At 66.3% G+C, this 22,682-nt stretch carries 20 protein-coding genes; 7 read left to right on the top strand and 13 right to left on the bottom strand.

Annotated elements, in window-relative coordinates; all coding sequences use genetic code 11:
• Both K1X74_21820 and ccoS read left to right on the top strand, forming a co-directional pair.
• On the top strand, positions 1-682 hold a 682-nt coding region (locus K1X74_21820), incomplete at its 5' end, for an HAD-IC family P-type ATPase (protein MBX7168989.1).
• Positions 679-855, top strand: coding sequence for a cbb3-type cytochrome oxidase assembly protein CcoS (ccoS, locus tag K1X74_21825; protein ID MBX7168990.1), 177 nt, complete (start codon positions 679-681; stop codon positions 853-855). The genes K1X74_21820 and ccoS, both read left to right, overlap by 4 nt.
• 207 nt (positions 856-1,062) lie before the next feature.
• Here ccoS and K1X74_21830 read toward each other — a convergent pair whose 3' ends face one another.
• From K1X74_21830 to K1X74_21845, 4 genes are all read right to left on the bottom strand, one after another.
• The gene (locus K1X74_21830; protein MBX7168991.1) at positions 1,063-2,355 is read right to left on the bottom strand and encodes a hypothetical protein; all 1,293 of its coding nucleotides are present in this window, start codon (positions 2,353-2,355) and stop codon (positions 1,063-1,065) included.
• Positions 2,356-2,586: 231 nt separating this feature from the next.
• Entirely contained in the window at positions 2,587-3,849 is a 1,263-nt protein-coding gene (locus K1X74_21835; protein ID MBX7168992.1) for an MFS transporter, read from the bottom strand.
• A gap of 138 nt (positions 3,850-3,987) precedes the next feature.
• On the bottom strand, positions 3,988-5,268 hold the full coding sequence (locus tag K1X74_21840) for an alanine racemase (GenBank protein ID MBX7168993.1): 1,281 nt from the start codon (positions 5,266-5,268) through the stop codon (positions 3,988-3,990).
• 6 nt (positions 5,269-5,274) lie between these two features.
• Complete coding sequence (locus tag K1X74_21845; GenBank protein ID MBX7168994.1) at positions 5,275-7,005, bottom strand: hypothetical protein; 1,731 nt, start codon at positions 7,003-7,005, stop codon at positions 5,275-5,277.
• A 206-nt stretch (positions 7,006-7,211) separates the two neighbouring features.
• Between K1X74_21845 and K1X74_21850 the strand changes: the two genes are divergently transcribed.
• Entirely contained in the window at positions 7,212-9,008 is a 1,797-nt protein-coding gene (locus K1X74_21850; GenBank protein ID MBX7168995.1) for a DUF885 domain-containing protein, read from the top strand.
• Between the two features lie 51 nt (positions 9,009-9,059).
• On the opposite strand, the gene K1X74_21855 is transcribed toward K1X74_21850, so the two are convergent.
• The 7 genes from K1X74_21855 to K1X74_21885 form a co-directional block, all read right to left on the bottom strand.
• Positions 9,060-9,500: a hypothetical protein gene (locus K1X74_21855; protein ID MBX7168996.1), complete on the bottom strand. Its 441-nt coding sequence runs from the start codon at positions 9,498-9,500 to the stop codon at positions 9,060-9,062.
• A gap of 27 nt (positions 9,501-9,527) precedes the next feature.
• Positions 9,528-10,910 (bottom strand): GMC family oxidoreductase, encoded by a 1,383-nt coding sequence (locus tag K1X74_21860; protein MBX7168997.1) that lies wholly within the window; start codon positions 10,908-10,910, stop codon positions 9,528-9,530.
• Between the two features lie 105 nt (positions 10,911-11,015).
• Positions 11,016-12,425 carry a hypothetical protein gene (locus K1X74_21865; protein ID MBX7168998.1) on the bottom strand — a complete coding sequence of 470 codons (1,410 nt, stop codon included), beginning with the start codon at positions 12,423-12,425 and terminating at the stop codon, positions 11,016-11,018.
• Complete coding sequence (locus K1X74_21870) at positions 12,422-13,258, bottom strand: ThuA domain-containing protein (GenBank protein MBX7168999.1); 837 nt, start codon at positions 13,256-13,258, stop codon at positions 12,422-12,424. Before K1X74_21870 ends, K1X74_21865 begins: the two co-directional genes overlap by 4 nt.
• A gap of 70 nt (positions 13,259-13,328) precedes the next feature.
• Positions 13,329-15,362 carry a serine protease gene (locus K1X74_21875; protein ID MBX7169000.1) on the bottom strand — a complete coding sequence of 678 codons (2,034 nt, stop codon included), beginning with the start codon at positions 15,360-15,362 and terminating at the stop codon, positions 13,329-13,331.
• A gap of 336 nt (positions 15,363-15,698) precedes the next feature.
• Positions 15,699-16,634 carry an EamA family transporter RarD gene (gene rarD, locus K1X74_21880; protein MBX7169001.1) on the bottom strand — a complete coding sequence of 312 codons (936 nt, stop codon included), beginning with the start codon at positions 16,632-16,634 and terminating at the stop codon, positions 15,699-15,701.
• Positions 16,635-16,756: 122 nt separating this feature from the next.
• Positions 16,757-17,215 (bottom strand): acyl-CoA thioesterase, encoded by a 459-nt coding sequence (locus K1X74_21885; protein MBX7169002.1) that lies wholly within the window; start codon positions 17,213-17,215, stop codon positions 16,757-16,759.
• A 213-nt stretch (positions 17,216-17,428) separates the two neighbouring features.
• On the opposite strand from K1X74_21885, the gene K1X74_21890 reads away from it, so the two are divergent.
• The 3 genes from K1X74_21890 (at position 17,429) to K1X74_21900 (ending at position 20,606) form a co-directional block, all read left to right on the top strand.
• Positions 17,429-18,934 carry an AAA family ATPase gene (locus K1X74_21890; GenBank protein MBX7169003.1) on the top strand — a complete coding sequence of 502 codons (1,506 nt, stop codon included), beginning with the start codon at positions 17,429-17,431 and terminating at the stop codon, positions 18,932-18,934.
• Between the two features lie 110 nt (positions 18,935-19,044).
• Positions 19,045-19,653 (top strand): DUF1801 domain-containing protein, encoded by a 609-nt coding sequence (locus tag K1X74_21895; protein MBX7169004.1) that lies wholly within the window; start codon positions 19,045-19,047, stop codon positions 19,651-19,653.
• Between the two features lie 53 nt (positions 19,654-19,706).
• Complete coding sequence (locus tag K1X74_21900) at positions 19,707-20,606, top strand: hypothetical protein (protein ID MBX7169005.1); 900 nt, start codon at positions 19,707-19,709, stop codon at positions 20,604-20,606.
• 66 nt (positions 20,607-20,672) lie between these two features.
• Here K1X74_21900 and K1X74_21905 read toward each other — a convergent pair whose 3' ends face one another.
• Positions 20,673-20,918: a hypothetical protein gene (locus tag K1X74_21905; protein MBX7169006.1), complete on the bottom strand. Its 246-nt coding sequence runs from the start codon at positions 20,916-20,918 to the stop codon at positions 20,673-20,675.
• Between the two features lie 24 nt (positions 20,919-20,942).
• The gene (locus K1X74_21910) at positions 20,943-22,028 is read right to left on the bottom strand and encodes an aldo/keto reductase (protein ID MBX7169007.1); all 1,086 of its coding nucleotides are present in this window, start codon (positions 22,026-22,028) and stop codon (positions 20,943-20,945) included.
• Between the two features lie 285 nt (positions 22,029-22,313).
• On the opposite strand from K1X74_21910, the gene K1X74_21915 reads away from it, so the two are divergent.
• Positions 22,314-22,682 (top strand): LemA family protein (locus K1X74_21915; GenBank protein MBX7169008.1); only part of this gene is annotated, 369 nt, incomplete at its 3' end.

Here is a 22,682-nt window from a genome sequence, read left to right on the forward strand (position 1 = left end):
TTCGGCGGTGCTGCTGGCCGATCGGCAGATCGCGCTGGGCGACGAGCTGGCCGGCCACTTGCCCCGGCTTGCCGCCGAGGGGCTGACGCCGGTGCTGATCGCCGTCGACGGCGCATGCGTTGCGCTCGCGGCGCTGGGCGACGAGTTGCGGGCCGATGCTTTGCCGTCGGTCGAAGCGCTGCGGGCCCTGGGGTGGGACGTTGGCATCCTCTCTGGCGATCACCCGCTGCTGGTCGAACGTGTGGCTCGCGAGGTCGGCGTCGACATCGCCGCAGCGCGAGGGGGACTTTCGCCCGAGGACAAACTGGCAGCGGTGCGCGAATATCCGGCCGAGCAGTGCGTGGTCATGGTCGGCGACGGCGTGAATGACAGCGCGGCCCTGGCCGCGGCGACCGTCGGTGTGGCGGTGCATGGCGGGGCCGAGGTGAGCCTGCAGGCGGCCACGGTCTATCTGTCGCGCGGCGAATTGAGCGGACTGGTCGACCTGGTCCGCGCCGCGCGGCGCACGCTGCGGGCCATTTATCGCAACTTCGCCGCGTCGCTGGGTTACAATGCACTCGCCGTGGGCCTGGCGGCCTGCGGGGCGATCGATCCGCTGATCGCGGCGATTCTGATGCCGATCAGCTCGCTGACCGTGGTCAGCCTGTCCCTGGGCGCTCGCACGTTCGAGGATTCGCGATGAGCGTACTCTATATCGTCCTGCCGCTGGCGCTGGTCATGGCCGCCGGCGCCGTGGCGGCGTTCGTGTGGAGCGTGCACCGCGGACAATACGACGACCTGGAGACGCCTCCGGTGCGGATGCTGTTCGACGATCCCGTCGTCCGCCGCACGGACGATTCGCAGCCCCGGCCGTAACCCTTGGCAACGCGCCGCCCCGGGGGCCGGGCGCCGGTCCCAGCGAGGCGACGCAGGCTGCGCGACGCGATTCAGGCTGCGCCGCCGGCGCAGGGGAATGGCTGTGCAACGACCGCGCAGCGGCGCGCAAAAAAATCCGGGCTGGGCGGCCTTGCGACCACCCAGCCCGGCTCAATCATCGTTCAACCGTAGCTGCCCGGGGCTCGATCAGCCGCAGCAACGACGACGGCAACGCTTCTTGTGGCAGCCGCTGTCGCAAGCCGGCTCTTCACAGGCGGGGGCACAGGCCGAATCGCAGCCGCCGCACGCCGGGGCCTCGACCATGATGGTCTTTTCGACCATGTGGCAGACCTGAACGGTCACTTCCTTCTCGACCTGGTGGGGCACGCAGACCGTGTAGGTCATGGTCTTTTCGACCGGCACGCACACCGTCTTGCACACCGTCACTTCACGCGTCCGCGTTTCGGGGACCATCTTGCAGACTTGCACTTCCTTGGTCGCGTCTTCGTAGGTCATCGTGCACTTCTGCACCTTGCGCGTCCGCGTTTCGGAGACCATCTTGCAGACTTGCACTTCCTTGGTCGCGTCTTCGTAGGTCATCGTGCACTTCTGCACCTTACGGGTCTGCGTCTCGGGCTTCATCACCGTGCAGGTGTACTCGTAGGCCTGCTCGTCGACCTGACGCTCGTACACGGTGTAGGAGACTTCCTTCTGCACCATGTTCGGGACCCAAACCTTGCGGCATACCGTGGTCGTCGCACAGGCGCTGCCGCAGGCATCGCCACCGCAACCACCGCAAGCCGACGCACAACCACCGCAAGCGCTGGCGCAGCCGCCGCAAGCACTGGCGCAACCGCCACAGCTCGAGGCCGGGGCAGCGCAGGGCGCTTCAACTTGCTGCGTTTCCCAGTGACCCTCGTCGACACACACGGTGCGGGTCTTGGTGACCGGCACGCAGTGCACGACACAACGGGTGCCCGTACGCTTCTCTTCGTGCGGGACGCAAACCGTGTAGGTCTGCTCTTCCTCGGTCATCACGGGCTTGCAAACCTTGTACGTAACGGTCTTGGTCTCGGTGTGCGGGACGCAAACTGTGTAGGTCTGCTCTTCCTCGGTCATCACGGGCTTGCAGACCTTGTACGTGACGGTCTTGGTCTCGGTGTGCGGGACGCAAACCGTGTAGGTCTGCTGAACCTTTTCCTCTTGCACCTGCGCCGTCATGACCGTGCACGTCCGTGTCCGCTCTTCCTTCGTGTACTCGGTGACCATGACCTTGCGGGTCTCGGTCGTCATCTCCGGCACCATGATCTTCTTCTCGACCATGGTCGGAGCGCACGGCGCGGCCGGGGCGCATGCCGCGGTACCGCAAGCCGATTCGCACGGCGCACAACCCGTGTCGCAGGCTGGAGCGCAGCCGCCACACGGATTCTTCGCCAGCGCGTCGCTCGTGCATGCCACCAGGCACGCAGCGAGCATGAGGGCGAACGATCCAAACTTCATCGCATTTCTCCTACAGGAACCCAGCGAAAATAGAATGAGTGAAAGACGTAAACTCTGCTGGCTGGGCAAAGTTTTCAGGCGGACTGCGAATAGTTTACGTTGCTGGTGCACGTTCGCAAGGAGTTTGCAAGGAAAATCCGCCGCAGCGTGGCGCGCGTTGGCCAGGTCAATTTTTTTGACAATCGCGCACCACCGCGGCACGAAATCTGCCGTTTATGTGCGCGTGAACACTCACGGCGTCTGCCGCGCACCTAGGCGGCCATAGCGTGCCAATTCGGGCCAGAGCAGCGCCACGGCTGCGACCACGAGCACAGTGCCTGCGCCGCCGCTGACGACCGAAAAGACGGGCCCCAACCACTGTGCGACGAGACCCGACTCGAAGCCGCCCAATTCGTTGGAAGCCCCAATGAAGATGCTGTTTACGGCGGCTACCCGGCCGCGCATATCCTCGGGCGTAAGGATCTGAACGAGCGTTTGCCGAATCACGACGCTGACATTATCCAGCGCACCGGTCAACAACAGCATGCTGAAACTCAAGGCAAACGAACGGGAGAATCCGAACACGATCGTCGCCAATCCAAAACCAGCCACCGATGCCAACAGGGCCCGACCGGCCCGCTCCAGGGGCGGGCGGTGGGCCAGAAAAAAGGCCATTCCCAGGGCACCGATCGCCGGCGCCGCCCGGAGCCAGCCAAGCCCCAGCGACCCGACCGCCAGGATGTCCTCCGCGTAGACCGGCAGCAGCGCTACCGCGCCGCCCAGCAGCACGGCGAACATGTCTAGCGTGATGGCGCCCAGGATCACCGGCCTCCGGCGGATGAAATCCAGACCCGCCACCAATGTATGCCAGTTGGGCGCGCCGCGCTCGGGCGTGTGACGACGGTGTTTTACGCCCATGAGCAATGCGCAAAATCCCAAGGCCAGGAACCCGTCGAGCAAATAGACGAGCCAAGGATCTCCGAGCAGGTGAACCAGGAACCCGCCGCAAGCGGGTCCCACGACCGAGGCTAGGTGAAACGTGCCCGTGGCCCAGGTGATCGCGTTGCCGAAATGTTCAAGCGGTACGATCTGCGGCAGCAACGACGCCTTGGCAGGTTGCTGGAATGCACGGCCCACGCCAATCGCCAACAGCGCCGCATACAACGTCCACAGCGGTGCCTGCGCGGCCGAGGCCCAGGCCATCAGCAGCGATGCCAGGCCGACGAGCGCCACGCAGACCATCACCAGATTGCGCCGGTCGACGCGATCAGCCACTTGCCCGGCGATCAGGCCCAGCAGCAGCACCGGCGCGAACTCGACCAGCCCGACGAGTCCCAGCGCCAGCGGCTGACCCGTCCGCTGGTAGATTTCCCAGCCGACGGCCACGGTCTGCATCTGATAGGCGACGACGAACAGGAAATTGCCGAGCAGAAAGATGCAGAAGCTGGGCGAGCGCAGCGATTCGTATGGATCGTGATCGGCGGGGCGTGGGAAGTCCGGTTCCTCGGGGGGCATCGATTCGGGCAGGTTGTTGGGGAATGACGCCCGACTGTCCTTCGGGCAGGATCATACGACTCATCATTTGCGCCGCGGCTGCTGCTGACAATACGCCTTGGGCCGGGGCCCCCGGGCGGTTCCGCCATACCGCGCGAGCTACAGGAAACACTGACCGCAACCGCGGTAGGTGGGCACGCGCTCGACGATACTTCCCTGGTCGACGATCAGGTACTCGCGAAAATGTTCGGCCAGTTCGCCCGCCTTGGCATGACGAAAGAGTACCGGATCGCCCGGCTGACAACCTGCGGACACATCGGCTGCCGTGGGGTTCGCAGACCGTAGCGGCGTTTGCACTTCGCCGCAGCCCTCGGTCGATACGAGCGCGAGCCCGGCGGGTAGATGGGGGCGCGGCACCTTGTCCCAGCCTGGCTCGCCCGAGGCGATGTAGCCTCCGCCCTGGCATGTGACATAGCCCGGATCCGAACTCCGCACGACCTGCAGGGCAAAAAACGCCGCCGGCTCGGGCCGCACGTTCGAGTAATAGTCGAACAGGTGCGAGCACAGAAACCCCGAGCCGGCCGTCAGCTCGGTGAGCCAAGGCTCGTCCACGGCATAGGTGATCGAGCCCGTGCCGCCACCGTTGAACAGTTCGAGTTTCAGGCCTTGGTGCTTCAAAGTCTCGGCCAATCGTCGCCGCAGTTCGGCGACGGCCCGCATCGAGCGGCGCCGGACTTCGGCGGCGATCGGGTTGAGCATTCGCTTGAACGGATTGCGGTCGCCCAGGCCGGCCACTTGTGCTTCGTAGCCCATCAGGCCGACGATTTCGATGCCGCGCAGACGCGCCGCTTGTTCGTAGACCGTTTGCACGTCCTCGACGCTGCGCAGCGGGCTGCGCCGCACGCCCAGGTGGAGGCGCCCGCCGAGCGGTCGCCACGACATGTCGACGTCGAGCACGATCGGAAACGGCCGGGCGACGCCGGCCATCGCTTCGGCGACGCGCTCTACGCTCGCCGCACCATCGAGCACCAGCCGCACCTGGCGCCCCGACTCGTGCACGCGGCGCAAGACATCGAGGTCCGTACGCTGCACGGTCGGGTAGGCGAGCAGAAAATCGTCGAACCCCTGCTCAGCGAGAAATCCCACCTCGCTGGCCGCGTAGCACATCAAGCCGCGATACGGCGGGCCGTAGTCGAGGATGCGCCGGATCAGCCAGGGTACGCGGACGCTTTTGGTGGCCAGGCGCAGCGCATGCTGCCGGCCCGAGCTGCGCAGCACGTCGGCCACAAGCGCCACGTTGCGGTCGAACGCGGCCAGGTCGACCACGGCGGCCGGCAGCGGTTCGTCGGCCAGCAACCGGCGCCATGCCGCATAGTCGAGCGGCGCCGCTGCATGGTGGGCACCCGCGTGATCCTCGGCAGCGATCGTCGTTCGATTCACGTCGCGTCAACCGCTCAGCGCCGACAACAACAGCCCCGGCACGCGGAACACGCTGGGCCGGTGGTAGAGGTCGACCACTTTCCAGGTCACCGCGTCGGCATTCTTCACCGAGGGGAACCACAACGGCTTGGGGAATACGGTAAACGGGCCCTCGAGGACCGTCTTCTCCGGCTGATCGAACAGGTAGGTATTGTGCACCCAGCCGATGCCGCTGGTCGGGTTCTGGATCGTGCCGCCGGGGTAACCGCCCCACGGCGGCGCGATCATCGCGTAGGACAACGCGCACCAATAGTTGATACCGATCGTGCCGTAGCGCAGCTCGGCGATGAGCTTCTGGAACGCTTCTTCGTTGCCGCGGCCCCTGCGGAACTGCGGGTGCGCGAGCACGCTGGCCCCCAACGTGCCGAACAGCCGGTCGTTGCAGAACTGCGCCGCGCGCGGCAGGAAATCGGTCTCGTCGTTGGCGTCCAGCCCCGTCTCGACGCACACGCACACGAACGATTCTTCGCCGAAATACTGCGGGTGCTCTTCCGGGTGGACGTTGAGCTTGAGCGTCCACGGCAGACAGCCCGGGCCGCAGTCGACCGGCGTTTCGCCGGTCCAGCGGCGATAGCGATCCTCGGCGCCGGGATAGTACGCCCGGCGCGGCGGGACCTTGGTCAGGATCTCGCGGACATAGTTGAGGAACGTGTCGCGCTGCGGCCAGCGCTTCCAGGTGACGATCGCCTTGGTCGCCGCGCAATTGAACGAACAGTTGTTGGTGATCGTCGAGACCAGGTTCTCGGCGTGGAACCGCAGTTGCTTGTCGGTGTAGGGGCCCGGCACCACGACCCACGGCGTGACGTTGCCCAGTTCGCTGGTGATCGGTTTGTGCAGCAGCGGGTTGTTGGCCGCCCGGCGCTCGTCGCGTTCGGGCCCCGGCGGCCCCCAGACGATCGCATCGTGCGAGTGCACGCTGCCGGTAATGTGCACCTCGTCGACCAATTCGTGGTTCGTGGCATAGCTGCCGACGTCGGCGCCGCCGTAGATGATCCGCAACAGGTTCTCGCGCACCAGCGGCTGGAACGCCCGCTCGAAGATCGGACCCAGATACTCATTGACCGGGTTCATCTTGAGCAGCACCACCTTGCCTTCCTGGAAGATCTTGGCAAAGGCGTCCGTCGGCGGGATGCTCGACACGTTGCCGGCCCCCAGCACCAGCGCAAGGCCTTCGTCCTGTTGGCCCTCGCGGTAATACTTCGCCATGTTCTGCGCGAGGTTGTCGCGGTTGACGCCGGGCATTTGCCACACGTCGGCCCGAAAGCCGGAGAAGGCGATGCCGTCGAACAGCCCGCGCGTCGGCACGACCTGCACGGCCAGGCGTCCCGAGGGATGCGTTTCGATGCGCCCCGGAAGCTGCGGAACGCCTTGCCGCTCGATATCCGCGAGTGACTGGATGATCAGGCGCAGATAACGCACCGTGGCCAGCACGCCGTTGCCCACGTCTTCCGACCCCGCCGAAGTGCCCGGCACCAGGCCTTTCGCCTCGCACGCGGCCGAGACCCACTCGCGGGCCACGCCGACGACGCCTTCGAGGCATTGCCGCGCCAGGTCGATCCGCCGCGCGAGCGGAATCTGCCGCAGCTGCCCCTTGGCCGAGGCCAGTTGCTCGAGTGCCCGATCGACGTCGGCCAACGACGTGGCCCGGCCCGTGCGTGCGGTGCTCCAAGATGCGGCAGAGGCGGTAGCAGTGGCCATGATCAGCTCGCGAAAGACGGGAACGAAAATTGCCCCTCGGGCCCGAGGCGACTGCTCATTCTCAATGGCTTGCCGAAGTGCGTCAAGCAACGGCACCCCCGCGCGTGCGGCCCGGTCGCGCCGCGCAGGTCCGGCGACGACTCGCCCCGTCGGCCGGTGACGCCTATCATTCGGTCCGTTTCGCGACCTTCGAGGAGCCTGCGCCCATGCTTCATCACACACGCCTTGCGCGGTCGACCAAGGCGGTCTGCCTTGCGCTGCTTGCGCTCGGGATCGGGGGGAGCCTCGCAACGCGGGCCCGGGCCGCCGATGCGGCGGCCGATTTTGCCCGGCTGCTCGACGATCATTGGACCTGGCAGTTGCGCGACGATCCGCTGTTCGCCACCAGCTACGGCGAGCACGCCTACGACGACCGCCTGCCCGACGAGAGCCTGGCCGCGCACGAGCATCGCCAGCAACAGCTCGCCGCCTACCTGGCCCGCTGGCAAGGTCTCGATCGGGCGGCGCTCTCCGACACGGACCAGGTGAACTACGACCTGTTCGGCTGGCAGCTGCGCGAAAGCCTGGCGGAATATGGCTTCGGCGCCCACCTGATGCCGATCACCAATCGCTCGGGCTTTCACATCTACTTTCCCGAGTTGCCCAAGCGCGTGCCGTTACGCACGGTCCGGGACTACGACCATTACGTCGCGCGGCTCCAGGCGTTTCCGGCCTATGTCGATCAGCACATCGAACTGATGCGCGAAGGCGTGCGCCGCAAGCTCGTGCTGCCGGCCGTCGTGCTCGAGGACTACCAGCGGCCGCTCGAGGCGAACATCGTCGACGACGTGCGCCAGAGCCCGCTGTTCGAGGCGGTGGTCGATTTTCCCGAGTCCCTTTCGCCCGCCGATCGCGAGCGACTGACCGGGGCGATCAGCGCTGCGATCAAGAACAGCATCGTGCCCGGCTACCGCGCGTTCGAGAAATTCTTGCGCGACGAGTATGTGCCCGCGGCGCGCGGCGAGATCGGCGCGTCGGCCTTGCCCGACGGTCGAGCCTTCTATCGCCACCGTGTGAAACGGTTCACGACGCTCGATCTCACGCCGGAAGAAGTGCACGCGACGGGCCAGGCCGAGGTCCGGCGAATTCGCACGGAAATGGACACGGCGATCAAGGCCAGCGGGTTCGCCGGCGATTTTGCCGCCTTTGTCGAGTTCCTGCGGACCGATCCGCGGTTCTACGTCGACACGCCCGAGGCGCTGCTCAAGGAAGTGAGCTTCGTGCTCAAGCGGATGGACGGCCAGTTGCCGAAGCTGTTTGGCCGGCTGCCGCGGATGCCCTACGGCGTGCGCGAGGTGCCGGCCTATATCGCCCCGCGCACGACGACCGCTTATTACACGGGACCCGCCGGCGACGGCACCGACGCCGGCTACTTTTATGTGAACACGTCGAACCTCAAGTCGCGACCGCTGTTCGAAATCGAGGCCCTCTCGCTGCACGAGGCCGTGCCGGGGCATCATTTGCAGATCGCCTTGCAGCAGGAGCTGGACAACCAGCCGCCGTTTCGCCGTTTCGCCTCGTTCACGGCGTTCATCGAGGGCTGGGGGCTGTATGCCGAGCGGCTGGGGCTCGAGTGTGGGTTCTACAAGGACCCGTACAGCAACTTCGGCCGGCTGAGCTACGAGGCATGGCGGGCCTGCCGGCTGGTGGTCGATTCGGGCATGCACTATCTCGGCTGGTCCAGGCAGCAGGCGATCGATTTCATGATCGCCAACACGGCGCTGACGCAGCACAACGTCGAGGCCGAGGTCGATCGCTACATCGCCTGGCCCGGTCAGGCCCTGGCCTACAAGACGGGCGAGCTGCATTTTCGCCAGCTGCGCCGCGAGTCCGAAGAGCGCCTCGGCGAGCGGTTCGACATCCGCGCCTTTCACGACGTGGTTCTCGCCAGCGGCGCGGTACCGCTGCCCGTGGTCGAACGCAACGTGCATGCGTGGCTCGATCAGGTTGAGCGAAAGGACTAGCTCCCTGGATCTCGGCGAGGCTGATCCCAGGCCACGGCAGCGAACGGCGGGCTAACTGGACCGCGCTTCGCAATCGCCCGTGTAGACGCCGACGCGGTAGTCGAGGATGTCCAGCGGCGTGCGGCCGGTGTAGCGGGCGCCTTTGCGGCCCGAGTAGTAGAGCGTCATGGCCAGGCCGCGAATGCCCATCCGCAAGAACCGCAGCGCGCCGCCGCCGGCCCAGTCGGGCACGCTCGGCGCCCCTTCCAGCCAGCGGACCAGCAATGCCAGCTTCCATTGCGGCATGAAACGCAACAGGCCCAGCAGCACCTTCAGGCTGTCGCGGTCGCCGGCGGGCATTGGGTCGAGCACTTCGTCGACATGCTCGGCGCAGCCCAGGCTCGAAAAGGCCGGGAACTCGCCGCCGGCCGGGAAGTAAGCGTCTCCCAGCTTTTCGAGGCCGCGGTATTGCCTCGGCGAGAGATGTCGCGATGTGAACTTCGGCGTGGCCATGCTTGCCATACTTCTCCGCGCGGCGCGTCAACCTTGCAGCAGTGAACAACTCGCCCGATTCGAGAGCGCCATGATCGTCAGCGAAGGGTTGATTCCCGGCGCCTGCGGAAAGACGCTCGAGTCGGCGATGACCAATCGCGGAAAGCCGTGTACGCGGAACCCCGGGTCGACGACCGACGTGCGCGGATCGGTGCCGATCGGGCAGCCGCCCATCAGGTGCAGGCCAAAGCCCTGGTCCGAACGAATCACGGCCCGGGCTCCCGCCACGTTGTGCCACTCGATGGCCTGGTCGAGTCCGCGCTTGATTCGCTGCCGGTCGAGGTCCGTGAGCGGCTTGTGCCGCACGAGGTTGCCGCGCTTGTCGAGCGTGATCTGTCCGGTCGGTTCGTCCTGCACGGCGATTTCGATGCAGGCCAGGTGCCGATACTTGCGGGCCAGCTCGTGATGGGCGCGGCCCACGCCCGGCAGCAGCATGGCCGTGGCGATCGGCGGCGCGAACACGTTTTCGAACTTGACGCCCGCACGGCGAAATCGCTCGTCGTGCGCCTGCACCGATTGCAGCGCGCCTTTGTGCGCGTCGACCGGCTCGTCGTAGACGCCGAACGTCATGTACTGCGGGTGGCAGCAGAAGGCCGTTCCCAGGGCCGGCAATCTGCGCAGCATGCCGGGCGTTCGGGCCAGGATGGCCGTATTGCCGAAGGCGCCGGCCGCCAGCACGACCTTGGCAGCGCGGACCCGCGCCGGCTGGCCGCGCTGCGTGCCCAGGACTTCGACGCCGTCGCGGTCGATGTCGAGCGATTCGGCCTCCCAATGGGTCTCGACGTGCAGTCCCGCCGCGATGGCCTGCGGAATCGCGGTGACCAGTACGCTTTGCTTGGCGTCGCGCGGGCAGCCGCCGAGACAGACGATGCAGTCGGAGCCGCGGTCGAGCGCGCAGTCGCTCTGCCCGCGACGAATCGGCTTCCAGTGCCAGCCGCCGTGATCGAACGCATCGATGAACAGCCGCGCGTTGCGATTCCAATACGCCTCGGGAATCTCGGTCGAGGCGACCTGGCCGAGCGATTTCTGGTACCAGGGGGCCATCTCATCGGCCCGCAACCAGGCCACGCCCGAGCGATCGCGCCACTGGTCGAGGGCCAGCTCGTCGAACTCGTCGAGATCGGCCTGGTTGACGACCGAGGTGCCGCCGAGGCACTTGCCGCGCAAGAAGCCGAAGCGGCCGTCGCGGCTGATCTCCAGCCCGCCGCCCCAGAACATCCGCGTCGAATAGCCCAACTCGTCGCGGGGAAAACTGTGGCGATCGAAGGCCTCGCCGGCTTCGAGCATTACGCACTTGGCGCCGCCGACGGTCAATTCGTGCGCCATCCGCGCGCCGGAAACGCCCGATCCGATGATGGCGATGTCGTACATCAAGGCGCGTCGTGCGTGTGGGGCAGGGGGGGCAGGGCCAGATCTGTAACCGGCAGTGTCCGGCAGCCGTGGGCGCGCCGTCAAGCGGTCCGGATGCCGCGGTCTCTAGTTCCCGCTGGCGGCCGGCTGGCGCAGCCATGTCAAGGCCGCGTCGAGCACGGGATCGCTGTCCCTGTTGGCGGCCGCGCCGAATTTGACCACCTCGTCCGGCGCGATGCCTCGCCCCTCGATCGGCGTGCCATCGAGCTGCATGTCGATCCAGCTCGGCAGGTAGACCGTGACCTCGTCGTCGAGCTCGGTGGGCCGCGGGTTGCCGGTGCTTCCGTAAGACTGCTCGCCGAAGAGCCGCACCCCGGAAATGGCCCGAAACATCAACAACAGCGACTCGCACGAGCTCATGCACTTGGGACCCATGAGCACGGCCACGCGGCCCTTGTAGCGCTGGACCTTGGGTGTCGGATCAAAGCTCCGCAGTTGCTCGGGCAGCCACCCGCCGGGCGCATCGGGAGCGATCGTGCGATGCTTGGCATACGGCGTCTGCTTGCTGACGAAGCAGCCGGCCAGCAATCGCCCGGCCCGTTCGTCGCCGCCCGCGTTGAGCCGCAGATCGACGACAATTGCCGGGGCTTGTTGCCAGGCGGCAATCGCCTCGAGCGCCGGCTGCATCGCTCCGGTATCCGCGGGCAGGCTGTTGACGAGCAGGTAGCCGATGCCGCCCGCGAGCTGGCCGGTCACGATCGCGGGCTTGTGTTCCTTGAGCTGCTGTACCTGTTTTCGCAACGCCGCGGGGTTCAGGTTGGCGTCGATCTTGCGTCCTGTCGCGGCGAAGCGCTGGTCGCCGGCCGTAAGAAACACGTGCATGTCTTTCGTGGCCGAAAGCAGCTCGGCCGCCACGCGCGCGAACTCGACGCCGCTTTTCGCGGCCGTCAGTTTCGGCGCGAACTCCGCGAAGCGCTGATCCCAATCGACCCGATGCAATTCGCGATGGGAGTAGTTCTTTTCTATGGCCTCGCGCAGGGCGGCAACGAGCGGCTGCGGATCGAAAGCGTCGGCAGGCGCCTGGGGTTTGCTTGCACCGGCCTTGGCCGCCGCCGTCTTGAAGCCGAACGGCGTCGCTTCGGCCGACTCGCCCGTCGCGCCGCGAAAGTTCTGGAACTTGGGGCAGTTGATGCTCAACTCGTAGGTGTGGTTCGGCTTGAGCCGAACCGGCACGACGAACACCCGGGCGCTCTTCCAGCGCGGTCCGCGCGCTCCTTGGGCGGGCTTGATTTCCGGAAAGTTTTCACCGCCGCCACAGAGCGAGTGCCCATCGCGGCGCATGTCCTGGTCGAACTCGATGACCAGCTCACGCGTGCCCGGATCGACCGCCTGGTCGCCGTTCGCCGGGGTGAGTTTCACGACCTTCGGGGCGGCAGCGACGAGCGGCGAAACCAGGCCGGCGAGGCCCAAGCCGGCCGTTGCGAGCATCGTGGCGACCACCCGAAGAATCAACGGGCTGTCGGCATGATGCCTCATGGCTGTCGATGCTCCGCCGTGTCGGGCGGCAAGGCGAGGGCCGCGGCATCGATGGCCACCGGCGCTCCGGCCGCAGGCACGTCGAGCTTGGCGCTCCAGAGGATTCCCTGCACCACGAGCCGACGAAAATCCTCGCGGGCAAAGTTGTCGAAGAAGTGTCCAGCCGTGAGCCCGAACGATCGCCCGCCGCTGCCGCGCTCGTGGGTCCAGGCGATGCGCTGCTCCAGGGCAGGCTGTTCCGCGGTCTGCGGCAGCAGGGCCGTGACGAGACCTTGCGCGCCGTCGGCAAACCGCAAATTGAGGTAATACTCGTCGCGCAGCTCGAAGGGTTCGATCCCGCGCAGGATCGGATGGTCCGGCAAGTCGAAGCGCAGTCGGGCCTGATCGACTCGCAGACCGGAGAATTCGAACGAGAAGCGGCCCCCCAGGGCGGCTTGATAGTCGGGCCCCACTTCGGCACCTTCGGCCGCCGTGGCCCAATGCAGGGCAACGAAACCCGCGGGCGACGCAAACAGGCGCTCGGCGGTGGCTCGACGCGCGCCGGAAAGCAGCAGGTTGCCGCCGGCGCTGGTGTACAGCACGACGGCCGCATAGCCGTCGCAGGCTTGCGGATCGCGCGGCCAGCCATCGACGACCGTGGCCTCGACTCCGGGAGACTGCCGCAGGCAATCGGCCAGGAGCCGGCCGACGGCCAGGTACTCGTGCGTGCGATAAGGATGATCGCGCTTGTGGCCGACGATCAGGACTTTCGTCCCGTCGGCCCAGGCGAATGGAACGCCGGCGAACAGGCAAGAAAAAGCAAGTGCCGCGACGGTCGTACACCGCCGCGGCACGCGCATGCATGGTCGAACAACTGGTCTTCGCCACCCATCGCTGCCCACGTTGGACTCCTGCGCACCGGACTTACTCGAACGTATAGGTGAACGACTCCCAATCTTCGGCATCATAACCGTTGTCGGGTACGGTCGGCACGATGTTGTCCTTGTGCTCGGTCCAGGTCTTGCCCGTGCGGCGGCCTTCGGCCCAAATCCGCACGGCGGCGCACTTGATGTCGAAGCCGTCGTGGACCAGTTGGCCGCTCTTGCCGGAGGCCACCTCGAACACGGCCGGTTCGCCCAGCGTGTTGGCCGACGCGGCCGGGTACCACAACCAGGTGCCGTCAACGCTCTTTGTGTAGTAGTAGACCTTCACGACCAGGTCTTCGCCCGTGTTGTTGACCACCTTGAAATACCGCCGATCGAAGTGCTTCGAGGCCACCTTCTTGGCCAGGGCCTGCGGATCGATCGATTCGGCCTTGCGGTAGTCTTCCTCGGCGCGGTCTTTCATGTCGGCCGAGGTGAAGATGTTGCCGCGGTAGACGTACAGGTACGCGTTGTTGGGCTGCAGCTCGAGAGCCTTATTCATGTCGTCGAGGGCCTTTTGCAGCTCTTTGAGTTCGTGCAGGATCAGGCCCCGCTTCATGAAGAAATCGGCATCGCCGTCGTACAGTTCGATGGCCTTGGTCAGGTCGGCCAAAGCGCCCTGTTTGTCGCCCTCGGCATTGAGGGCCAGGGCGCGGTTATAGAACGGAATCGAGTCGGTGCCCTCGGCCAGGCGGATCGATTCGGTGTAGTCGGTGTAGGCCTTCTTGTTCTCGCCCATCGCCAGGAAGGCGTTGCCCCGGCTGTTGTAAAGGTTCTTGTCGCTGGGGGCCTGCCGGATGGCCTCGGTGTACTCGTTTGCCGCGTCTTCCGGCTTGTTCATCGCCATGTACGTCTCGCCGCGGCCGCGATAGGCGAGAATTAACGTGGGATCCAGGCTGATGGCCTCGGCGAAATCGCGTAGCGCCGTCTCGTACTGTTCCTTCCACTTGAAACAGAAGCCCCGGCCCATGAAGGCCGTCGCCAGCTTCGGATCGAGACGGATCGCCGCGGCGTAGTTCTCGATGGCGCCGTCGTACTCGCCGCCGAACCGCTGCGCATCGCCGCGGGCCACGAACATCTCGGGTCGCTTGTCGTCCTGGTCGATCGCCTCGTTGAAATCGCGGATCGCCAGTCGGTAACGGCCCTTGTCGAGGTAGATCATGCCCCGGGCAAAATACTCGTCGGCCGTCTTCGGGTGCAGCATCGGCCGGACTTCTTCGAGATATTTCGTGACTTCGCTGATGTCGATCGCGAAGCTGCGCAGATTGACGTTGTTCTTGTAGCTGTCGGTGACGCCGATCAGTTCGCCGAGCGAATTGACCACCGGCCCGCCGCTGTCGCCGGGATTGATGGGTGATTGCGTCTCGACCATCTGGCAACTGATGCGGAACCCGACGTTGATCGTGTTCTCGTAGACCTGGCGCACGGTGCCGGTGGTGAAGATCCACATCCCCTGACCGCCCGACGTGTTGCCGCCGATCGAATGCACTTCCTCACCCGGCTCGGCGCTCACCTGGGCCATCTTGATCGGCACGGCGTCGTCGGGGAGTTGGGGCACCTGCAGCACCGCGAGGTCAACGATGCTCTTGGTGTCGATCACCTTGGCCGGCAGCGTTTCGCTGTCGACGTAGTGTTTCAACTCGGTGATCAACTTGCCGTTGCGATAGTCCGGCAGCACGATCTCAACTTTGTCCAAATCGTCCTCGACGACGTGGTGATTCGTGACGATCAACTTTTCCTTGGCGTCGACCACAAAGCCGGTACCGATGCCGAAGTGATCCGTTCCCTGGCCGACGAGAATCAGCACCGTGCTGGCCAGCGTCTTCTTGAAGATGTCGCGCTTGTTGAGCGCGCCACTCGGCGCCGGCGCCTCTGCGGCCGGCGGCGGGTCCGCGGGCGCTTCTTCCGCGGGCGCTTCGGCGGCCTTGTTGGTTTCGACCTTACCGCCGACACCGTCTCCCTTTTGCGCGACGGCCGGCAGCGCCACCAGCGCCACGGCAAACCACGCCAGCGCTCCCCAACTGAACCGCCTCAAGCGGCGGTCTAAACCCGATTGAGACCACGTGCGACACATAGACAGGACCTTTCCTCTAGCGCGATGCGCCCACAAACGAGAGGGGCGCTGTCTTGACTGTGCGGACGCGTGGAGGACCGACCTCAATTGTCGACCTCCAACAGGGAATAATACCACAGTCGCACGGTCAATCCACGCAAACCTTACCCGCCGCAAGGCCTGGGTAAACAGGGCCGGTTTCGCGGCTTGCCGTGGGCTGCGATATCGAGCAATACGCAGGCAAATCCAGCGGCGTTCATGCCCGTTGGGTAGAAAAGATTTCGCGGAACTCGCGGGAGTTTTCGTGCGTCGGAACCCTTAGCGCGCCGTTGCCAGGCGCGCTCCCGCGGCTGCCCGCAACGAATCGATCGTATAGATCGCCAGCGCCAGCCAGATGCAGCCGAAGCTGGCCAATTGCGTCGAGTTGAACGGCTCGCCGAAGACGGTCACGGCCAGGGCAAATTGCACGCTCGGCGCGAGGTACTGCAACAGCCCCAGCGTGGCCAGCGGCAGCCGCCGCGCCGCGGCCGTGAACAGCAGCAGCGGCACCGAGGTCACCACGCCGCTGGCCATCAGCAGCGCCGTGGTGTTCCAGGCACCGGGGGCCGCGGCCGTGCTGCCGGCCGCCGTGCCCTGGCCGAATTGGCCCTGGCCGGTCGCCAGAAAGTACCCGATCGTGGCCAAGGCGGGCGGCAGCAGCAACAGCGTCTCGGCCCAGAGTCCGTTGAGCCCGTCGACTTCGACGGTCTTGCGGAGCATGCCGTAAAACGCGAACGAGCCGGCCACGACCAGCGCGATCCAGGGAAACTGGCCGGCGGCCAGTACCAGGTTGGCGACGCCGGCGCTGGCCACGACCACGGCCGCCAATTGCCAGGGGCGCAACCGTTCGTGCAGGTAGGCCACGCCCAGGGCCACGTTCACCAGCGGCGTGATGAAATAGCCCAGGCTGGCCTGCAACATCTGGTTGGCCATCACGGCATAGATAAACGTGAACCAGTTGACGGCGATCAACACGGTCGTAATCGACAGCGTGCGGCGCACATCCGGCCGGGCGATGGCCGCTCGAAACGACCGCCCGCGCCGCAGCGCGACGACCGTGATTCCCAGGAACGCGCACGACCAGACCACGCGATGCGCGAGGATCTCCAGCGGCGGCACCTGCGCCACCGCCTTGAAGTACAACGGGATCAAGCCCCACAGACCGTAGGCTCCCAGGCCATAGAGCAACCCGCTGCGGTGCGTCGAGGGGGGCAAGACAGTTGCTTTCCGGCAGGAGACAGGCGGGACAATATGCTGATGTGGGTGATCCGCAGGACGAGGTTCGCGCACGGTGGTCGAGGCGCATGGGGCGCTTGCTTCGCGCACGGTCTTCGCCGTCAGTCCGCTGGTGCGCCGCGGAGCCCTGGGTTTTGCTCCAGCTCGATCATGCGGTCGACCATCGCCGTCGGCAGGGGCAGTGCTTTACCGGCGGCATAATCGACCCAGACGCAGACGCTGGCCCCGTCGGCCACGACCGCGCCATCTTCGGCATCGACCAGGCGATAGCTGAGCGTGAACGAGCGATCTTTAATCTGGGTGACGTTGGCCGTGACGTGCACGGTCCCGGGATATCGCAATTGGCGGCGGAAATTCAGGTTCGCCGCGACCATGCCCGGCCCGTCGGTAGGTTGGCGCTGAAAGTTGCGCAAGCCCAGGGCCTCGAAATAGGCCATCCGCGCCGATTCGCAGTACTGGAAATAGATGATGTTATTGACGTGCCCGAGCGAATCCATGTCGCCCCAGCGGATCGGGCACACGACGGTCACGCCCGGTGTCTGCGATTGCTCGGCTGCCAACGTCCACCTCGGAAAACCTGGTCTTTGGAGCTTGCCGCCAGGATAGCGACTGTGGCCGGCGCGGTCATCGACCCGGCCGCGGATGGCCGCGGGCCACGCGCTGCCGGTCGGCTTGTTCCGGTCGTAACGGACGCCCCCCGAGCGTCGCCGAGTGACCTAGGCTTGTACATACCGCGCCCGCGGTTGCCTGGGTCGTTCCTTGGATTGCCGTCGATGACTGCCGCCGATTCGCCGTTGGCCCCGTTGGTCGCCGAGTTTGCGCAGGCCCTGCGCTTGTGCGCCGAGTTGTTCGACCAGGCTGCCGCCACGACCCTGCGCGAGCTGCCCGAGCGTCTGCCGTGCCCGGCGCGCGAGTTTCCGGGCCTGATGCGCGATCTGCACCGCGGTCTGTTGTTGAAGGTGTTTGTCGACGTGGTGCATGCCGATCGTCATTTGGGCCCCGGCGAAGAGCTGCTCGCCGCCGAACTGGCCGCGCATCTGACCGGCAAACCGCAGTCGCCCGCGCAGGTCAAGAAGCTCCTGGCCCGCGCCGAGGCCGACGTTCGCGGTCTCGATTGGACGACGCTGGTCGGGCCGTTTGCCCAGTTTCCTCCGCTGCGCGGACGGGTCGCGGAGTTGCAGACGCTTGTCATGCGCCTGGCCAACCTGGTCGGCAAGATCGAGGGCCGCGCCGCGCCGGAGACCGTGGCCCAGATTTCGATGATTCAATATGCCCTGTGGCAGCAACTCGGCCGCCCCGACGCGCCGCCCGTCGCCGCGCCGGTCGCCGAGACGAGCCGCTGCACCAGCGCCGCGCACGAACTTGCCGAGCTGATCGAACCGGTGCCCGCGCCGGAGAAAGCGGTCGAGATCCCGCCTGCGCCGCCGGAGCGGCTTGACGATGTGCTGGCCGAACTCGACGCTTTGGTTGGCATCGCCGAGATCAAGCGTGAGGTCCGCTGCCTGGCCAATTTCCTGCGCATGCAGGGCGAGCGCCGCCGGCTGGGTCTGCCCGCCGATCCGGTGACCCTGCACATGATCTTCAGCGGCAACCCTGGCACGGGCAAGACGACCGTCGCGCGGCTCGTGGGGCGCATCTTCCGCGCGATGGGGATCTTGGCCAAGGGGCACCTGGTCGAGACCGATCGGTCGGGCCTGGTGGCCGAGTACGCCGGTCAGACGGGCCCCAAGACCCATCGCAAGATCGACGAAGCGCTCGACGGCGTGTTGTTTGTCGACGAGGCGTACAGCCTGGTGAGCGCCTCGGGCGACGATCCGTATGGCGACGAGGCGATTCAGGCCCTGCTCAAACGCGTCGAAGACGATCGGGCCCGGCTGGTGGTGATTCTGGCGGGCTATCCGGGGCCGCTCGACGAGCTGCTCGCCAGCAATCCCGGGTTGACGTCGCGGTTTCCGCGCCGGCTGGAGTTCCCCGACTATTCGGCCGACGAATTGTGCGCGATCTTCCGCGGCCTGTGTGCGCGGAACCACTATGTGCTCGGTCCCGGGGCGGCAGAACGGCTGGCCGAATGTTTTGCCGCCGCGCTGGCCGCCGGCGACGAGCATTTCGGCAACGGCCGCAGTGCTCGCAATCTGTTCGAGGACGCCATCCGGCGGATGGCCGACCGGATCGCGGCACAAGTCCCCCTGACGCGCGAGCTGCTCACCACGCTCGAGGCCGGCGACCTGCACGCCGACGTCCTCGTCGAGGCCCGCGCGGTTTCCTGCGCGGCGCAGTAGCCCCCTGCGGGCCGTCTGGCCGGGGCCTGCCACGCGGTCGATCAGCGCGTACAATCGACGCTCCGCTGGTCTGGAATGCTCATTCCCCACGCTTCGCGGAGGCGCCGTGCATGCAATCCAAAGCCGCGACGGTCGACGAATACCTGGCCGCCTTGCCTGCCGATCGGCGCGCAGCGCTCGCGGCGATCCGCCGGGCGATTCTGCCGCAGCTCGATGCCGGGTTCGAAGAGGGGATGCAGTACGGCATGATCGGCTACTACGTGCCGCATCACGTCTACCCGGCCGGATACCACTGCGACCCGCGGCAGCCGGTGCCCTTTGCGGCGCTGGCCTCGCAGAAGAACCACCTGGCGCTCTATTTGATGTCGATCTACGCCGATAGCGCCGAGGAGCGTTGGTTGCTCGACGCCTGGGCCAAGACCGGCAAGAAGCTCGACCGCGGCAAGAGTTGCATCCGTTTTAAGCGGCTCGAAGATCTGCCGCTGGACGTGGTCGCCCGGTTCTTTCGCCGCTCGACCGCCAAGAAGTTCCTGGCCACATACGAACGAGCCCTCGCGGGAACGCGCGGCGGCAGTGCTGCGTCGAAACCGTCGGCCGCGCGCAAGACGGCCAAGGCCGCCCGGCGCGCTGCGGCGCAGGGTCCTGCGAAAAAAGCCCCCCAGCGTCCGTCCAAGAAACAAGCCCCTGCGTCCCGGCCTGCGCGCAAGAAAAAGAAGTAGCGCGTTGCCGCACAGCGTCCGTGCGGATCACTTTCCCCGTCGAGGAGACCACGATGTCGACCGAAGCGCACGCCCCGTCGGGCACGGTGTTGCTGCCGTGCCCGACCTGCAAGCTGCCGTCGGACAGCCTCAAGCAAGTCAGCTATGGCACGTTGATGTTTATCGTGCTGGGCTGGGGCCTGCAGCGCCGCCGCGAAGTGGCCTGTCCGCGTTGCGCTCAACGACTGCTGCTCTGGAACGCGGGCTTCAACGTGATCACGGCCAACGTGCTCTGGCCGATCATCATCCTGCCCTGGACGATGCGCGAGCTGTGGAAGACGACCTACCTGGGGCACGATGCCGAGGTCTTGTCGCTGGTCGACTTGCCGCCGGCCACGCGACCCAAAGCCCGCGATCCGCGTCCCTGGCACGAGGCGTTTCCCTCGCTGTGCCGGGCAGTCGGGCTCGTGCAGACGCTCTTGGGTGGGTTGCTCTTGGCCTCGGTGCCGTTCGCCGCGACAGAGCGCTGGTTCCGCGGCGACGAGCCCCCGACCACGGCGCGCTGGGTCGGCGCGCTCGCGTTGGGCGTCGCTGCTTACCTGGTCGCGACGGGCGTCGGCCGACTGGCGCTGCGCGTGCCGGCCCTCGCGCTGCGCGTCGCTGCCGCGGCGATCATGGCCGTGGCATGCTGGTTCGTCATGCCGCAGTTGGCCACGCAGATCTGGCGCTATCGCGAGACCCGGTATGCCCGATCCTTGATCGACGCGCCGTATTTGTACGAAGCCGACTATCGCTTCGACGTGCCGCCGCAATTCTGGACCCCGGCCGCGGTGCAGGTGATGGTCGATCGCTCGTTCGAAGACTACAAATGCCGCGACCTGTTGAAGCAATTGGACCAATACCAGCCCAACAACCCGGCCTTTGCCAAGATCAAAGAGCAATTGCAGACCAAGCTCCAGGCGGCCGGCGGTTAGACGGTGCGAGCGCCGCGTGCGCGCCGGCCTTCAGTGTGGCCGCACCACCGGCAGGCGATCCTTCGATCAACTCCAGCGAGCGGCGACCAACAGCGACCCCCAGGCGAACAGCCCGGCCAGGCTGGTCGCCAGCAAGACGGCATGTCGGCGGCCGCGCAGCAGCCAGTACAGGCTGGCGCTGATGCCGCCGAGAATGACGCTGAGGAAGAGCACGCCAAACTTCGGCGACAGCGCCACCATCAGCGTTGCCCAAGTGAGGGCCGTGACGAACAATAACCCGCCGCTCGCCAGCGAGTGCAATGTGCCGCTCATGACACCGACCCGGCAGGACGCGCCCTACGTCACCTTCAGCTCCGTCACATACTGCGACTCATACGCCCGTTGGGCGAAGGTGGCCAGGGCCGCGCGGTCTTCGGCGGTCAGGCGCAAGTCGCCGCGCAGCGTCGCGAGGTTGGCGTCGACGTCGGCCGGCAGCGAGACGCCGATGTTCAGCAGGCTCACGCGGTCGTCGGCCAGCACCCAGCGAATGGCCGCGGCCGGCAGGGCCTGACGCGTCGCTGCGGGGAAGTCGGGCACCAGCTTCTCGGCGTTGTGGCTGAAGATGTTCGCGCCCATCACCTTCATCGCCACGATCGCCATCTGGCGCTGGTGCGCCGCGGCTAGGCAGCGCTCGCGATACTCGATCTTGGTATTCGAGAGCATGGTGTCCATGCCCTTGCGGAAATAGCCGTACGCCAGGAGCACCTGGTCGAAGCCGTCGGTCTCGATCATCTTCAGCACGTCTTCGAACGCCACGTGCGTGGTCAGGCCGATGAACCGCAGCAGCTTTTCATCGCGCAGCTTGACCACCTCGGCGTGCAGCTTCATCGCCTTCTCGAAGCCGACGCGCTCGATCGCCGGGCTGTGAATCTGCAGGCAGTCGACATAGTCCATGTCGAGCTGCTTGAGCGACGTCTCGACGCTCTTGCGGACCTGCGCCGGATCGGCCACGGCGCATTTCGTGGCGACGTAGCATTGCTCGCGAACGCCCTTGAGACCACGGCCGACGATCGATTCGCTCTCGCCGTAGACCCGGGCCGTGTCGAAATAGCGAATGCCCGAGTCGAACGCGTGGCGGACCATGGCGATGCGCTCGTCGATCGGCAACAGCTCGACGCCGTAGGCCTGGATGAACAGTTGGGTCATCGCCGAGCCGCCCATGCCGAGAATCGGCAGCGTGTGGCCCGTCCGGCCAAAGGCACGCAGCGGAATCCCCTCGGGACTGGTCGCCGCGGGTGCAGGGGCCGGCGCCTCGGGCGCGGCGGCGTGGGCAGATGGGGCGCCGGGACTCGTCAGGCCGACCCCGACGGCCGTCGCTCCTGCGGCCAGCAACCCCGACTTGAGAAACTCGCGACGCTCGAACGAATCGCGCGGATGCGCCATGGCCAGATCCTCCGCCAGCAAGGTGGTGCAACAAAGCAGGGCAGGCCGCCTCTCGGTCCGTCTTTTTCCGGCTCCGTCAGCATACCGCCGGGACAAAAGCCGGGCCAATCTTCGGGCGGGCCGAGCGAAATGCTTGCCGGGCGCGTGGCGGCGGGCGGCCTGCGGTGCCGGCACACGCGAAAACGCTCGCCAGCCGCCGTCCGCTGGGGTATTCTCTGCGTGCGCCGCGCCGGCGCCGGGGTCGTGCGGCGCCATCACTTCGAAGCAGGTTGCGGAGCTAGTCCTATGGGTGTTGCAGCGGGCATGATCGGCGTCGTGTTTCTCGTGGGCCTGCTGATCCTGCTGGTCCTCGTGGTCTTTGTCGTCGGCATCTACAACTCGCTGGTCACGCTGCGCAACAAGTTCAAGAACGCCTACTCGCAGATCGACGTCCAGCTCAAGCGCCGCAACGACTTGATTCCCAACCTGGTCGAAACGGCCAAGGGCTATATGAGCCACGAGCGCGAGACGCTCGAGGCCGTCGAGCGCGCCCGCGGTGCGGCCGTGTCGGCCCAGCAGGCCGCGGCCGCGAAGCCCGGCGACCCGGCGGCTATGCAGGGATTGATGGGCGCCGAGACGGCGTTGAACGGGGCCCTGGGCCGGCTGTTGGCCGTC

This window comes from Pirellulales bacterium, from assembly GCA_019694435.1.
GTDB lineage: Bacteria > Planctomycetota > Planctomycetia > Pirellulales > JAEUIK01 > JAIBBZ01.